The organism is Corynebacterium sp. HMSC036D02 (assembly GCF_001836165.1).
Lineage (GTDB): Bacteria > Actinomycetota > Actinomycetes > Mycobacteriales > Mycobacteriaceae > Corynebacterium.
On sequence record NZ_KV827677.1, the window covers coordinates 97,415 to 113,092 of the forward strand.

Here is a 15,678-nt window from a genome sequence, read left to right on the forward strand (position 1 = left end):
AGGTAAAGGTTGCAAAGAGTGCAATGCTTCTACGGGCATCAAGCTCCGCGATGAGCGCCTTCGCACAGGCCTAGCGCTGGGCGACGTCCCCCAAGGTCACCGCCCGCGTGTGTCCCCGTTGTGCAAGGTATAACTCGGCACAGGCCAAGGCATCACTGAGCGCATTGTGGCTTCCATAACGTGGAAGGCCATAACGCGTCCGCACGCGGGGCAGACGTAGATCCTCGCCGCGCGGGTAGGTTCCCATGCGCTCCATGTGGCGCCGCTCAAGCGCAAAGGTATCAACCACGCTCAGGCGCGGGCGCTCCCCAAAGACCTCACGGGAGGCAGCTTCAATGAACCCCACCTCCAACGCCGCGAAATGCGCAAGTAGCGCGCGTCCCTGCGAAGCTTGGCGCAATTGCGTCACCGCGATACTTAGCTCCTCGCCGGCGTCAATGACCTCCTGAGTCAGCAGGTGGACATGTGCGTCCTCGGCCACCTGCGCGCCGCGCACCACGGTATAACCGGCACCAGATAAGTCGATGGCTCCCCCGTTGACCGGCACCCAGCCAATGGAGACAATCTTTCCCCTGCGAGGGTCAAGGTTCGTGGTCTCCATGTCCACGGCGAGCAATCCCAGGTCATCGAGCGGGGTACTGCGTGCGGGCGCGCCCCAGTCCGCTCGGCGGCTCCAGCGATTCCACATTTAGATATTCCTCACCGGATACTTGGTCGCCAACGCATTCTGCATCGATTTGATGGCACGGAAAGCATCGCGCAGGTGTTCTCGCTCCATGCGGCCCAAACTCTTGGGGTCGATGTGGTAGTTCGGCTGCTGCCCTTCACGCAGCTGGCGGGCCTGGTGTTGGAAGGACAGGGAGCGCAGGTAATCGAACGCGTCGAGAAGCTCCTGCGCACCCTGGCGGCTCACCGCATTACCCGCTGCTTCCCTGAGGCGTTGGCGCGTATCCACCACCGTGGAGCCGGAGGCCAAGGCGAAGAGCCGGGCCATCTGCACGATGCCCGCTGTTCCGCCCTTTTTGATGTCGAGGGTATTGGCGTAGTCACCATCGCGCTCCACCACGAGCCCCCGAAACAAAGTCAGCGGCGGCTCACGGCGCGCGGCCAAGCTAGCCAGGTGGGCGTGCAAGCGCGTTGCCCCTTGACCCATCTCTACGGCAGCAGTGTGAACGTCCCGGCCCAGCGCCTCGCTTCCATAGAGCACCCGGAAGTCGAAGAAAATCTGCGCGTTGAGCAGCGCCTCCGGTTGAGGGTCTCGAATCCACCGGCGAAAGGTTTCGATCCATTGGGAGCGCGTCATCCGCCACTGAGCGGTCATGGCCATCATGTCCCCAGGGCACAGGATCTGCCCGGCGTCGGCTAAGCCCTGGCATACAAAGGAACTAAGCCGCGCGAAATACTCTCCATGCGCAGCGGCATCGAAATCATCCGCGAGGACTAGCGCATTATCTTGGTCTGAGGCCAGCGCCATCTCTCGCCTTCCCTGCGAGCCCACGGCCACGAAGGCATACTCGACAGGCGGAGGACCAAGCTCTTCCTCCGCCAGCGTGCACAAGCGCCGTGCCACAGCATCGGCGGCAAGCGTGACCAGGCTCGAGGATTCCGCCGGTGTGGAGCCGCGTTCCACGAAGCGCCCGGCCAGGCGCATGGCCTCAAGAAAAGCACCGTTGAGCTCAGCGGCACTCGTGCGCCGTGAAAGATCCGCAGCGAGGTAGACCGGATCGTTGTGCAGCAGCCGGGTAACGTCCGACTGCGTAACTATTCCCTGTAAGGCCCCTTCTTTGACCACCGGTAAATGGTGGATGCCGCGCTCGGCCATGTGCAAGAGGGCTTCCATGGCCGGGGCATCTGCCGACACCCTGAGGGGCTGAGGCGTCATGATCTCCCCCACTGGCTCGGCAGGGTCGCGCTGGGCGGCGAGCACCCGAGTTCGCAGATCGCGGTCGGTCAGTATTCCCGTGAGCCGCTTATCTGACTCTGGGCCCGGTTCCACGACGAGTAAGGAAGAAACGCCATGTTCTGTCATCAGCAATGCAGCATCGCGGATGGTGGTTGCGGCTGGCGCGGTGACCACGTCGGTCCGAATAAGCTCCCGCAGCGGCGTGCGGAGCACGTCTGTTGGTGCGGATTCGGTGAGCTCGCGCGCTGCTGCTCGGATCTGACGGGACTGCGCTGAAAAGAAACGCGCGATGTCAGGGTTCCGCTCAGCGAGTTGGCTAAAGGCCTCCTGCTCAAGAGTAAAGACGAGGCTATCCTCCACCGCGACCATCTCATAGGCAGAGACCGGCTCTCCCTGCAATGTGGAGTAGCCAAAGGTAAGGCCAGATTCGCGGCGGTCCAGTAACACGCCTTCCTCTCCCACCACATCAATCGCACCGGTGCGGATGATGTGGAGATGAGCATTCTCTTCCCCCATCTTTATGGGAATCTCCCCGCGACGCAGGTAGATCATGCTCAGCTGAGAGGACAGTGCGGTGAGCTCTTCCTCCGGCAGACGGGAGAAGGGCTCATGCTGGGCGAGGAAGCTAGTGACCTCGTCTATTTCGACGCTCATGCGCCAACCATACAGCGCTAAGCACTGAGCGCGGCGGCGATTCGATCACCAATTTCAGTGGTACGCGCCTGTGCATCATTGCGGGCGGAAACATCAGCGGCCACGGCCTCTTCGATGCGCACGGCGTTCTCCTCGTCACCAAGGTGGCGCAGCAACATCGCCGCCGACAGGATCGCCGCGGTGGGATCCGCGATGCCCTTGCCCGCGATATCCGGTGCGGAACCGTGAACCGGTTCAAACATGGAGGGGTTAGCCCCGGAGGCATCAATGTTGCCGGAGGCGGCCAAACCGATGCCACCGGTGACAGCACCGGCCAGGTCAGTCAGAATGTCACCAAAGAGGTTATCGGTCACGATGACGTCGTAGCGAGCGGGATCGGTGACCATGTAGATGGTTGCGGCATCGATGTGGTTGTAATCCACGGTGACCTCCGGGAATTCCTGAGCTACCTCGTTTACGGTGCGCTGCCAGAGCCCACCGGCGTTGACCAAAACGTTGGTCTTGTGCACCAACGTGACGTGTTTGCGGCGGGACATCGCACGCTTGAAAGCATCCCGCACCACGCGCTCAACGCCGTAGCGAGTGTTCTGGGAAACCTCCGAGGCCACCTCGTGCTCGGTTCCTTCGCGCAGCGTGCCGCCGTTTCCGCAGTACAATCCCTCAGTGCCTTCACGGACGACGACAAAATCGATATCGCCCGGGTTCGCCAGCGGCGAGGTGGACGTCGGGTACAGCTTGGAGGGGCGCAGGTTGACGTGATGGTCCAGGGCGAAACGCATCTTCAGCAGCAAGCCGCGCTCAAGCACACCGGGCGGGACCTCACCGGGTGCACCAATGGCGCCGAGCAGGATGGCGTCGTGCTCACGCAGGGATGCCAGGTCGGCGTCGGTAAGCAGCTCCCCGTTGCGCAGGTAACGTCGTGCACCAAGGTCATAGTCCGTAACCTCGACATCCTGACGAACCGCACGCAGGACCTTCAATGCCTCCGCGGTTACCTCGGGACCAATGCCGTCGCCGCCAATCACTGCCAGTTTCATTTTGTGGGATTCCTTTCTCACATATTGGATACTTGTGAGAGTACCACTCTCTCGGCTCCGGCGACGGCAAACCCCCGTGAAGAACCGCGGACGATCCTTCACGGGGGCTGCTGCGTAATGTTCAACGCCGTGGACTATGCATCCAGGACGAGCTGGCGGCAGGTAGCCCCCAGCGCCGCGTTGATTTCCTCGACCAGCTCCTCCGGCACCTCACGTTCGACGCGCAGGATGAGCACAGCATCGGAGGCATCCTTGCCCTGGGTCAGGGCGGCAGCCACGATGTTGATGCCTGCAGCGCCCAGCTTGGTGCCCACGGTGCCCAGTGCGCCCGGGGCATCCTTGTAGGAGAAGAAGAGGTTGCGGCCGGTAGCGCGCATGTCGACGCCGCGGCCATTGATGCGGATAATCTTCTCCACACCATCGATACCTGTCAGGGCGCCGGTGAGCTGGGAAACCAGACCATTAGGACCGATGACCTTCACGCGCACCGAGGAGCGGTGGCCCTTCGACTCCACGTTGGTCTTAACATCTACGGTCACGCCGCGGCTTTCGGCGATCTTCATGGCATTGACGAAGGTAACGGCCTCCGAGACAACACCAGAAAACAGTCCACGAACAGCAGACAGTCCGAGTGCCGAGACATCCTCGTTGGCCAGCTCACCGCAGGCCTCGACCTCAACAGCAACCGGCGCTGCATCCAGCAGGTTGCCGGCCACCAGGCCCAGCTTACGGGTCAGATCCAGCCAACCGGATACTTCCTCGCCGACCTTGCCGCCTTCAACGTTGACGGCGTCGGCCACAAACTCACCGGCCAGCGCCTTCAAGACCGAAGCGGCCACATCGGTACCTGCACGGTCCTGTGCCTCTACCGTGGAAGCACCCAGGTGCGGGGACACGGTTACCTGCGGGAGCTCGAAGAGAGGGGAATCGGTGCAGGGCTCGGAAGCATAAACATCGAAACCGGCGCCGCGGTGGTGGCCCGACTTGATGGACTCAGCCAGCGCTGCCTCATCCACGAGGCCACCGCGGGCAGCGTTGATAATGATCTGCCCCTTCTTGGCCTTAGCCAAGAGTTCAGCATCAAACATGCCGGCGGTCTCCGGCGTCTTGGGCAGGTGAATGGTGACAAAGTCAGAGCGGGACATGAGCTCTTCAAGGCTCACCAGCTCTACACCCAGCGCCGCTGCGCGAGCCGGATTGGCATAAGGATCGTAGGCGATGACGGTGGTCTCAAAAGCCAGCAAGCGCTGTGCGAAGAGCTGGCCGATGTGGCCGAAGCCCACGATGCCGATGGTCTTGCCATAGATCTCGACGCCCTTGAAGGAGGAACGCTTCCACTCACCCTGGCGCAGGGACTGATCCGCTGCCGGCACTTGGCGGGCGGTGGCCAGAAGCAGCGCGATGGCCTGCTCACAAGCGGAGTGGATGTTGGAGGTCGGAGCGTTGACAACCATGACGCCACGCTCGGTGGCAGCGGGGATATCAACATTGTCCAAACCGACACCAGCGCGGCCCACAATCTTGAGGTTCTCCGCGGCGGCCAGCACCTCCGCATCCACGGTCGTGGCAGAGCGGACGAGGAGGGCGTCAGCCTCCGGCACCGCGGCGAGCAGCTCCGCGCGATTTGGACCATCTACCCAACGGACCTCGACGGTGTCCCCGAGAGCATCGACGGTGGATTCTGCAAGCTTATCGGCGATAAGAACGACCGGCTTCGACATAACTTCCTTTACTAGTCAGAATTGGAGATGCCGAGAAGTGTAGTTTATTCTTTCCAGCCCTGAGTGATTTTATGCGTGAATTCTGTCACTGAACCGAATTCCGGCCCGAGGGCCACGATCGGCCCGTCTGATAGCCCCGCTGTAATCGCCGCGCCGGCCTTCGTCGCTGTCGGATCCTGGTCCTCCATCACGAACACCGTACCGCCATATGCGGTGGCATTCACCACATTGGCCAAGGGACTATCTTTCGTCGCCACGATAACCGGTGCCATTTGCGCATCACGGCGCGCTTGCGCGGGAATCGCCGGCATCTTCTCCTTGCTAAGGTGCTGCGGCAGCGGCTCCCACGCGGCCTTGAGCTCCGTTTTCGTGGAGGAATCCAAGCGGGCGATGGTATCAACCATGCGCTCACGGTTCACCACCACTTTGGAATCAAAACGAAAAGCGGTGTACTCCCCCAACGCCTTGGTGTTTCCTGGGTCGTGGATAACCTCGAGTTGCCCGTTCTGGCTAGCCCACGGCACGTTGCCGATAACGAGGATTTGATCAACGTCAAGGTCATTGATCAGTTGTGAAATCTGCGGGCGAATCGAATCATCGTAGGTCACCATGGGAACGCGCTGCGACACACTCAACGTCGCCGCCCGCAAGGCCGCAGCATCTGTCTCCTCGGCCAGGATCAGCGTATTACTCTCCTTGAAGAATAAGCGTGCCGAGTCTATTCCCCAGCGATCCCCAACAACGGTAACTTCATTGGCGAATTGCGGATCAATGAGCCGCAGGCGGTTTTCCTCACTCGCCCGAGCCAGGTCAATTTCTGCTTCAGGGAGAGCGGTGATGTCTTGAGTCAAGAGGGGCTCACCGCGTCCCAGCGATGAGCACCCCACGACCCCCAGAGCGGTCATGCCCAGCAGCACCGCCGAGGACACGACCTTTAGCCCACGTGGAGATGGAACCTTAACGAGCAAAGGCCTGCGGCCCCTCCTCGCCACCAGAGAGGTTCGCCTCGTCCACGTCACGCACTACCTTTTTGTTGAGCGCGTATTCAACAATGCCGACGAAGCGCTCGCGGCGGTCAGCAAAGAACTGGTGCACAGTCTTCGCGGTCAACAGCTCCGGTTCCAGTTCGTGGGAGGCCAGCACGCTATCAAACTCAGCATCCTCCATGATCGACTTCGACTGCACGCGCGGCAGGTAGCGCTCGGGCGAATGCCCATCGATGACAACCTCGGTGCGCTTGCCCATCGGAGTGCGGTTCAGCACGGAGTTTGCCAGTACGCCGCTGACGCCGTGACGCTCACACCAGCGAAGCGGGAAGACGGGGAAGAAGCCCGGCTGCAGCTCCTCAAAGCTATGGCGGCTAAACGGACGGCCCGTACGCCAGTCCTTCGCGCCACGAGCCATGAGCAGGGCATACAGACCGTGCCACACCCCGTCGTGCTCCCCTACCGACAACAGGCGGGACTCGCGGAAGGAGGCATCTCGGACGGTCTTTGGAACATCCTCGGTGTCGCCGGCGACCCACGCGGTGACCTCGTCAACATCGCGCGCTGCACGTAGCTTCACGGCGGAGGAGCCGTAGAGCTCACCAAAGACGCCGCTCCAGAACCACTGATTGAGGCGGTCCCAGGCATCCTGACTCGACAGCACGCCCTTCTTCTCAGCCAGACGCGCCAGAATAACCGCCAGCGGAATGATCTGCTCGGAATAAGGAACCTGCTCAAGGGAAAGTATGCAACGCTCAGCCAGGAACTCTGCGACTTCGCGGAAAGTAATCACCAGGGTCTGCGAAGCCTTGCGGTATTCGGCGAGCGAGAGCTGCAGGATGTCTTCGCGCTGGCCGCCGGCATTGCCCTTCTCCCCCGACACCAACAGCGATACTGCCGAGAGGAATTCATTGCGGCCGATGCCGTCGAGCGCTGGGAAGGCACGTAGCTGCTTCTCGACGCCTGCCCAGTCCTCCGCCAAGTGGAAGTCCGGGTCCTCGGAGGCAAAGACTGCCGTGAGGAGGTCGAAGACATCCATCTGTAATCCGGCCGAGTTCACCTGGGCAAAGATGGAGCCGATACCAGCGCTGGCCGTTTCGCGGGAAAGGCGAATCATCGGCACAGTGTAGCCGGACAGCGGGCGCAGGATGCGGTTATTGAAGGCAGCGACGACATCGCGGTTGGCGCCATCGTTGGCAGCGGCGAGCTCGAAGAGCATGCTGGTGCCCTCCTCGCTCAGCAGCGCGGAGACGGGAATGCAGCATGCTTGAACCGCGGCCTCGCGGCTGTTCAGAGAATCGTCGAGGTCCGGCGCGAAGTGAGAGCGCAGCTCTCCGTGCTGATTGATGGCGAAGACTGCTTCATCCGGCATGATGTCTTCAGAAGTGGCTTTGTGCAGGTCCACAAAGTACTTGCGGGAAACCTTCTTGGAGCGGAAGTCTGTGGTATCAACAAAACCCTCACCACGGAAGCAGTGGTACAGAGTGGTCAGCCTCTGCTGGCCATCGAGCAACAGCAGGCCCGGGTTTACCCCGGTGTTGGGCGCACCCGCGAGCGGCCGCGGCCGAAAGCGCATAGCCTCGTTGCGGGTATCCAAGGCCATGAACGCGCCGAGTGGGTAGCCGCGCAGCACAGTGACGATCAGCGATCTGATGCGGTCCTCATCCCAGGCATAGGAGCGCTGAAAATCTGGAAGCTGAATATCACCGCGATCGATGCGAGCGAAAAGGTCATTAAGGTCATAACTTGGCGTAGAGAAACCCATGGCCTCGAGCCTACCGCCAAATGTGGGAACGTGCCCGTTTGTGCGCGAACATCACATTGCGGGCACCAAGCCCCGGGTAATGAAAAATCCCGCCAGCCGGTGGCCAGCGGGATTACTCAGATCCAGTGCGATTTATGCAGTTGCATCCAGCGGGTTCTTGACCCAGCTCATGAGATCGCGCAGCTTCTCACCAGTCTTCTCGATCTCGTGATCGTTGTAGCTGGCGCGCAGCTCCTCGAGCTCCTTGTTGCCGCCCTCAACGTTGGCGATCAGGCGCTTGGTGAAGGTTCCATCCTGAATGTCGGACAGGATGTCCTTCATGCGCTGCTTGGTGTCGGCGTCGATGACGCGCGGACCAGAAATGTAGCCACCGAACTCTGCGGTATCGGAGACCGAGTAGTTCATGTTCTTGATGCCGCCCTCGAACATGAGGTCAACGATGAGCTTCAACTCGTGCAGGCACTCGAAGTAGGCCATCTCCGGCTCGTAACCGGCTTCCACCAGCACCTCGAAACCGACTTTCACGAGCTCCTCGGTACCACCGCACAGAACGGCCTGCTCACCGAAGAGGTCGGTGACGGTCTCGGCTTCGAAGGTGGTCGGGATAACGCCGGCGCGGGCGCCGCCGATGGCCGCGGCATAAGACAGGGTCAGCTCGCGGCCCTCGCCCTTCGGATCCTGCTGGGTAGCGATCAGGCAGGGCACGCCCTTGCCGTCGACGAACTGTCGGCGGACCAGGTGGCCCGGGCCCTTCGGCGCAACCATACCGATGGTGATGTTCTCCGCCGGCTTGATCAGTTCGAAGTGAATGTTGAGGCCGTGGCCGAAGAACAAAGCATTGCCGTCCTCCAGGTTCGGCTCAATGTCCTCGGTGAAGATGGTCGCCTGGGATGTATCCGGGGCTAGCAGCATGATGACGTCAGCCCACTTGGAAGCCTCAGCGTTGCTCAGGACCTTAAAGCCAGCCTCTTCCGCCTTCTCGCGGGACTTGGAACCCTCGCGCAGGCCGATCGCCACCTCAACGCCAGAGTCACGCAGGTTCATTGCGTGGGCGTGGCCCTGGGAGCCATAGCCAATGATGGCGACCTTGCGGCCCTGGATGATGGACAGGTCGGCATCGGAATCGTACAGAGTCTCAATAGCCATGTTGTTGTTCCTTCTCTCTGTGGTTCGTCGTCACTACTCAGCGAATAGTGACGTGGTCTACTGAATTTGTATCACATTTTGGGACAAGATGCCCACAATGTGAGATTATTTATTTGCTCGGTGCCATCGCCTTCGGGCCACGACCCAGCGCGACGTTTCCGGACTGCACCAGCTCACGGATACCGAAGGGCTCGAGGACGTCGAGAAGCGCCTGCAGCTTGCCCGGCGTACCGGTGGCCTCCACCACCACGGACTCCGGCGATACGTCCACGATGCGGGCGCGGAAGATGTTCACCGCGTCGACCACCTGGGGGCGGTTCGAGTTATCCGCGGCCACCTTGACCAGCATGATGGCGCGGGCAATGGTGTTTTCTTCCTCCAGCTCCACCACCTTGAGCACCGGAACAATCTTGTTGAGCTGCTTCGTCACCTGCTCGATGACAACCTCGGAGGCGTCCACAACGATGGTCAGGCGGTTGATCCCCTCGGTTTCGGTCCGCGCGGAGACCAGCGAGATGAGGTTGTAGCCGCGGCGGGTAAACATACCGGTCACGCGGGAGATGATGCCCTCAATGTCCTGGACCCGCACGGACAGGATGTGTCGGGTGATGTCGTCTTTAGCCATTGTTCTTAGGCCTCCTCGAGGGATTCGTGAATGTCGGCCGGATCCTCGGCCGCGGACTCGTTTTCATCAAACAGCGGGCGCAGGCCCAGGGCGTACTGAATTTCCTCATTGGAGGCGCCGCCACCAATCATCGGCCACACCTGGGCATCCTGGCCCACGATGAAATCAATGACCACCGGGCGGTCATTGATTGAGCGCGCGCGCTCAATCGCGGGGCCAATCTCTTCTGCCGTGGTGACGCGAATGGACTCGCACCCCAGGGCCTCGCTGAGCTTGACGAAGTCCGGGACGTACTCATCGTGCTCACGCAGCTTGGTATGGGAGTACTTGTTCTCATAGAAGAGCGTCTGCCACTGGCGCACCATGCCCAGGTTTCCGTTATTAATGACAGCCACCTTGATGGGGAATCCCTCCACCGCGGCGGTGGTGAGCTCTTGGTTGGTCATCTGGAAGCAGCCATCGCCGTCAATCGCCCAAACCTCACGCTCCGGGCATGCGGCCTTAGCGCCCAGCGCTGCGGGTACGGCGTAGCCCATCGTGCCGGCACCGCCGGAGTTGATCCAGCTGCGCGGGTGCTCGAAGTCGAGGAACTGTGCCGACCACATCTGGTGCTGGCCGACGCCCGCGCAGTAGATAGCCTCCGGCCCCACGATGGAGCTGAGCTGCTGGATGACCTCCTGCGGATTGAGCAGCCCGTCCGACGTCGGCTCGAAACCGCGCGGGTAGCGGCGCTGCAAATCTCCCAGGTACTCCATCCAGTCACCGAGGTTCGGGGCGTCCAACTCCGCGTCATTGGCATAAGCCTTGGTCAGGCGCAGAAGCACCTCGCGGGCATCACCCACGATGGGAACAGCTACCTCACGGATCTTGCCGATCTCGGCCGGGTCGATGTCGGCGTGGATGACCTCGGCGTGCGGAGCAAAGGTATCGGTATCACCGGTCACGCGGTCATCGAAGCGCGCGCCCACGGCGATGATAAGATCCGCGCGCTGCAGCGCCGCCACCGCCGGCACCGTGCCGTGCATGCCGGGCATGCCCATGTGCTGCGGGTGGTTATCCGGGAAGGCGCCGAGCGCCATGAGGGTGGTCACCACCGGGATGCCGGTCAGCTCAGCAAACTCGCGCAGCTCGCGGGAAGCCTCCGCCTTAATGACGCCGCCGCCAACATAGAGCACTGGGCGTTCCGCGCGAGCAATGCGCCGAACAGCCTGCGTGATCTGGCGCGGGTGCGGGGTCGTGGTGGGCTTATACCCCGGCAGGTCCGGCATGACTGGGCCGGAGTACTCCATCAGGGCGTTCTGGACATCCTTCGGGATATCCACGAGGACCGGGCCCGGCCGTCCGGTGGACGCCAGGTGGAACGCGGCAGCAATAGCTCCCGGGATGTCCTCTGCCTTGGTGACGATGAAGTTGTGCTTCGTAATCGGCATGGTCACACCGCGGATATCGGCCTCCTGGAAGGCGTCGGTGCCCAGCAAGGAGCTGCCCACCTGACCGGTGATGGCCACGACCGGCACGGAGTCCAGGTTGGCGTCCGCCAGCGGGGTCACCAGGTTGGTAGCACCCGGACCGGAGGTGGCAATCATGACGCCTACCTTTCCGGATGCCTGGGCATAACCTTCGGCGGCGTGGCCGGCCCCCTGCTCGTGGCGGGTGAGCACGTGGCGCAGCTTCGTGGATTCAAAGAGGGCGTCGTACAGCGGAAGCACGGCGCCGCCCGGAATGCCGAAGACAAGCTCGGTGCCCAAATCTTCGAGGGTACGGACAATGGCGTGTGCGCCCGTGATGCGCTCGGGCGCCCGCTGTGGCGGAGTGGAAGCTGTCACGGTTGTTGTGCTCCTTCAGTGGGGATGGATATCGGAGAGATCATCCAACTAATAACGCCCCCGCTGTCCTTCCTGGGTGTGAAGGTAACGGGGGCGCTTGCTGGTCGACGTCACTAGTGGACTCGCTACGGCTCGCGCCGCCCGGGGACTACTACGAGGTGAAGTCGAATAATGATCATGGGCTAAACTGTACACTGATAGAAACGCCACCGCAGGCATTTACCCCCATTTTTGGGATCTTTTTCTCATTTTGCGAGATTGCACAGGTGGGGCGGTTCGCCACCGCGCCACGCTGTCAATTACGATGACCCACTATGACGTCCTCACACCCGCAGAACGCATCTTCTCGCGCCGAACACCCCACGGCCGAAACGTTCAAGCCCACCCGCGAACACCTCCTCGGCATCGGCATCCTCGCCGCCATCGCTTTTCTCAGCATTGGCTGGGCCCCGAAATACCTCTTCTGGATCCTCATCTTCCCGGTGTTGGCCATCTGGTGGGTCCTGCGGGCCCACACCACCGTGGACGCGAAAGGCATCCACATCACTTATGGCTTCCGCGGCCCCAAGGACATCGCGTGGAAGGACTTTAAAGGCATCGGATTCCAGCGCTCGAAGGCCTACGCTCGCACCACCAGCGGCGACAACCTCAACCTGCCGGGCGTGACTTTTAACTCTCTCCCCCGCCTTGCCGCCGCTTCCAACGGCCGCATCCCCGACGCCCTGACCGCTGGCCGCGAAGCCGCCGATGACAAGGTGGTCATCGTCCACCGCGATGGCCAACAAATCCTCCTTACCAAGGAGGAATACGCCGAGTACCTCAAGAAACACCCCGAACTGAAGGATTAACCATGTACCCTCTCCGCTCTAAAGTCACCACCGTTGGCCGCCAGGCATCCGGTGCACGCGCACTGTGGCGCGCTACCGGCTCCAAGGAGAGCGACTTTGGCAAGCCGATCGTTGCCATCGCCAACTCCTTTACCCAGTTCGTTCCCGGCCACGTCCACCTCAAAAACGTCGGCGACATCGTGGCCGACGCCGTGCGCGAAGCCGGCGGCGTGCCCAAGGAATTCAACACCATCGCTGTTGACGATGGCATCGCCATGGGCCATAGCGGCATGCTCTACTCCCTGCCCTCGCGGGAGATCATCTCCGATTCCATCGAGTACATGGTCAACGCGCACACTGCCGACGCCTTGGTGTGCATCTCCAATTGCGACAAGATCACCCCGGGCATGTTGAATGCCGCGCTGCGTCTCAACATCCCTACCATCTTCGTGTCTGGCGGCCCGATGGAAGCCGGCAAGGCCGTCGTCGTCGACGGTGTAGCACACGCACCGACGGATCTGATTACGGCCATCACGGCGTCGGCCAGCGATGCCGTCTCCGATGAGGGCCTGGCTCAGGTGGAGGAATCCGCCTGCCCCACCTGTGGTTCCTGCTCCGGCATGTTCACCGCCAACTCCATGAACTGCCTCACCGAGGCGCTCGGTTTGGCCCTTCCAGGCAATGGCACCACGCTGGCTACCCACAGCGCCCGCCGCGATCTCTTCGAACAGGCTGGCCGCACCATCGTCGAGATGTGCCAGCGCTACTACGGCGACGAAGATGACGCTGTCCTCCCGCGCTCCATCGCCACCAAGGAAGCCTTCAGCAATGCCATGGCTTTGGACATGGCTATGGGTGGTTCCACCAACACCATCCTCCACACGCTGGCCGCCGCGCAGGAGGGCGAGGTGGACTTCACGCTCGAGGACATCAACGAGATCTCCTACCGCGTGCCCTGCCTGTCCAAGGTGGCGCCCAACGGCACCTACCACATCGAGGACGTGCACCGCGCCGGCGGCATCCCTGCCATCTTGGGCGAGCTGCGCCGCGCCGGCCACTTGAACCTCAAGGTCCACACCGCGCTCTACGACAACGCAGAGGAATGGCTTGATGATTGGGATATCCGCGGCGGCAAGGCCACGGAGGCCGCTCTCGAACTTTTCCACGCCGCACCCGGCGGTGTGCGCACCACCGAGCCATTCAGCCAGTCCAACCGCTGGGATGAGCTCGACACCGACGCGGCCAATGGCTGCATCCACGACGCCGAGCATGCCTTCTCCTCCGACGGCGGCCTGGTTGTCCTGCGCGGAAACCTCGCCCCCAACGGGGCCATCGTCAAGGCCGCCGGTGTGGAGGAAGAGCTGTGGACCTTCACCGGCCCGGCCCGCGTGGTGGAGTCCCAGGAGGAGGCCGTCTCCATCATCCTCAAGAAGGAAGTCCAGCCCGGCGATGTCATCGTCATCCGCTACGAGGGCCCCGCGGGCGGTCCCGGCATGCAGGAGATGCTGCACCCGACCTCCTTCCTCAAGGGATCCGGCCTGGGCAAGGCCTGCGCCTTGATTACTGATGGCCGCTTCTCCGGCGGCACCTCCGGCCTTTCCATCGGCCACATTTCCCCCGAGGCTGCCCACGGCGGTCTCATCGGCCTGGTGGAAAACGGTGACCCCATCACCATCAACATCCGCGAGCGCCAGCTCACCCTCGACGTCGACGAGGACGTTCTCGAACGCCGCCGCGCCATCGAGGAGCAGCGTGAGAAGCCCTGGACGCCGAAGGACCGCAACCGCCCGGTCACCAAGGCCCTGCGCGCCTACGCCAACATGGCCACCTCTGCTGACCGTGGTGCGGTGCGCGTGGTGGATAGTTACGTCAATTAGAGTATGGGGCGATGAATTTCGCCACTAACGCCGCAAGGCGCACACTCCTGACCGCCGCCGGGCTCATCATTGGCCTGGTGGGCGTCATCCGCCACGTCCTCCACACGGACTTCCCGGTGGACATGATCATTTACCGAGAGGGCGTGCGCGCCTTCATGGAGGGCCGCTCGGTCTACTCGGAGCCCATGTACGCCGGGGACTTGGCGCTCCCCTTTATCTACCCGCCCTTCGGGGCGCTGGTCATGGTGCCGCTGACTGCCTTTGACTGGATGAGCGATTCGCTCGCCGGCGACATCATGATCGTCCTCTCGGACGCCCTGGTCTTTGCCTGCCTCTACACGATCTTCCGCGCGCTCAAGGTGCCGCACCTGTGGCCCACCGTGGCGATCGCGTGGGCCGCGGCCATGTTCTTTGAACCCATCCGCCTCAACAACGGTTTTGCACAGATCAACATCGTCATCATGGCGCTGGTCATCTTCGATCTGGTCCCGCGCAAGCGCAAGCTTCCGCAAGGCTGGCTGATAGGACTCGCGGCGGCCATCAAGATCACCCCCTTGGCCATGCTGCTCTACTTCCTGCTGCGCCGCGAGTGGAAGCCGATCCTCACAGCCTTCGCCTCCGCCGTCGTGGCGACGCTGTTGGCCGCGGCCTACCGATGGCAGGCCTTTGTCGAGTTCTTCAGTTCAAAGCTTCTCGATATGGGCAAGGGCGCAGACTTCGGCGTGGCTACTGACTATCAGTCCAATTCCTCGCTCAAGGGCGTCATCCAGCGCCTCTTCACCTCCCAGGAGGCCATGGACAACCACGGCACGCTCATCAACGTGCTGTGGCTTGTGGCTGCGCTCGCAGTCATCGGCCTTGGCTCAGCCCTCATCCTGGCGCAAATGCGGCGAAGCCTGCTTGTCGATGCCCACCTCACCACCGCCACCATCATGCTGCTCATCTCGCCTGTTTCGTGGTCGCACCACTGGGTGTGGCTGTCGCTCATCGTGCCGGTTCTGGTCTACCGCGCCTGGTCCTGGCGCAATTCCACCTGGGTCGCCGGCAGCCTGCTGGCTGTACTCGCCGCTTGGGTGGGCATGCTGCTGACCGTTCCGCCGAAGTGGTGGTTTGGTGACAGCATCGATGTCCACGCGATGCCGCTGTACCAGAAGTTCTTGGTCGATGACTTCGTGTGGCTGGCACTACTCAGCTGGATTCTCTACGCCATCTGCCTCAAGGCTCGAGGCACTCAATCCGACAAGCCACATACTGAGCTCGCTGCGGCCCAAACCAACTAAGCCCCGAAACGCAAAACTGCCTGTTCTGCCA

Annotated in this window: 12 protein-coding genes; 3 read left to right on the top strand and 9 right to left on the bottom strand. The window is 62.0% G+C overall.

The window, feature by feature from the left end:
* Nucleotides 1-70: 70 nt before the first annotated feature.
* The 9 genes from HMPREF2743_RS06020 to HMPREF2743_RS06060 form a co-directional block, all read right to left on the bottom strand.
* On the bottom strand, nt 71-688 hold the full coding sequence (locus tag HMPREF2743_RS06020; protein WP_070744037.1) for an exonuclease domain-containing protein: 618 nt from the start codon (nt 686-688) through the stop codon (nt 71-73).
* Nucleotides 689-2,557, bottom strand: a complete 1,869-nt coding sequence (locus tag HMPREF2743_RS06025; RefSeq protein ID WP_070818386.1) for a DUF294 nucleotidyltransferase-like domain-containing protein — start codon at nt 2,555-2,557, stop codon at nt 689-691. It abuts the gene before it with no gap.
* 17 nt (nt 2,558-2,574) lie between these two features.
* A complete protein-coding gene (locus HMPREF2743_RS06030; RefSeq protein ID WP_070818387.1) occupies nt 2,575-3,594 on the bottom strand; it encodes a 3-isopropylmalate dehydrogenase in 1,020 nt (339 codons plus the stop codon).
* Between the two features lie 134 nt (nt 3,595-3,728).
* On the bottom strand, nt 3,729-5,315 hold the full coding sequence (serA, locus tag HMPREF2743_RS06035; protein ID WP_070818388.1) for a phosphoglycerate dehydrogenase: 1,587 nt from the start codon (nt 5,313-5,315) through the stop codon (nt 3,729-3,731).
* A gap of 44 nt (nt 5,316-5,359) precedes the next feature.
* Nucleotides 5,360-6,244: a hypothetical protein gene (locus HMPREF2743_RS06040; RefSeq protein ID WP_083321611.1), complete on the bottom strand. Its 885-nt coding sequence runs from the start codon at nt 6,242-6,244 to the stop codon at nt 5,360-5,362.
* Nucleotides 6,245-6,272: 28 nt separating this feature from the next.
* The gene (locus HMPREF2743_RS06045) at nt 6,273-8,066 is read right to left on the bottom strand and encodes a GmrSD restriction endonuclease domain-containing protein (protein WP_070744030.1); all 1,794 of its coding nucleotides are present in this window, start codon (nt 8,064-8,066) and stop codon (nt 6,273-6,275) included.
* Nucleotides 8,067-8,198: 132 nt separating this feature from the next.
* Entirely contained in the window at nt 8,199-9,212 is a 1,014-nt protein-coding gene (gene ilvC, locus HMPREF2743_RS06050; protein WP_046648105.1) for a ketol-acid reductoisomerase, read from the bottom strand.
* 109 nt (nt 9,213-9,321) lie between these two features.
* Nucleotides 9,322-9,837, bottom strand: a complete 516-nt coding sequence (ilvN, locus tag HMPREF2743_RS06055; RefSeq protein ID WP_010186907.1) for an acetolactate synthase small subunit — start codon at nt 9,835-9,837, stop codon at nt 9,322-9,324.
* A 5-nt stretch (nt 9,838-9,842) separates the two neighbouring features.
* Entirely contained in the window at nt 9,843-11,663 is a 1,821-nt protein-coding gene (locus HMPREF2743_RS06060) for an acetolactate synthase large subunit (RefSeq protein ID WP_070754709.1), read from the bottom strand.
* Nucleotides 11,664-11,977: 314 nt separating this feature from the next.
* Here HMPREF2743_RS06060 and HMPREF2743_RS06065 point away from each other — a divergent pair, with 314 nt between their 5' ends.
* The 3 genes from HMPREF2743_RS06065 to HMPREF2743_RS06075 are packed head-to-tail and all read left to right on the top strand — an operon-like array spanning nt 11,978 to nt 15,647.
* Nucleotides 11,978-12,511 (top strand): PH domain-containing protein, encoded by a 534-nt coding sequence (locus tag HMPREF2743_RS06065; RefSeq protein ID WP_046648103.1) that lies wholly within the window; start codon nt 11,978-11,980, stop codon nt 12,509-12,511.
* Nucleotides 12,512-12,513: 2 nt separating this feature from the next.
* Nucleotides 12,514-14,367, top strand: a complete 1,854-nt coding sequence (gene ilvD, locus HMPREF2743_RS06070; RefSeq protein ID WP_070818389.1) for a dihydroxy-acid dehydratase — start codon at nt 12,514-12,516, stop codon at nt 14,365-14,367.
* Between the two features lie 11 nt (nt 14,368-14,378).
* A complete protein-coding gene (locus HMPREF2743_RS06075; protein WP_070818390.1) occupies nt 14,379-15,647 on the top strand; it encodes a glycosyltransferase family 87 protein in 1,269 nt (422 codons plus the stop codon).
* Nucleotides 15,648-15,678 lie beyond the last annotated feature (31 nt).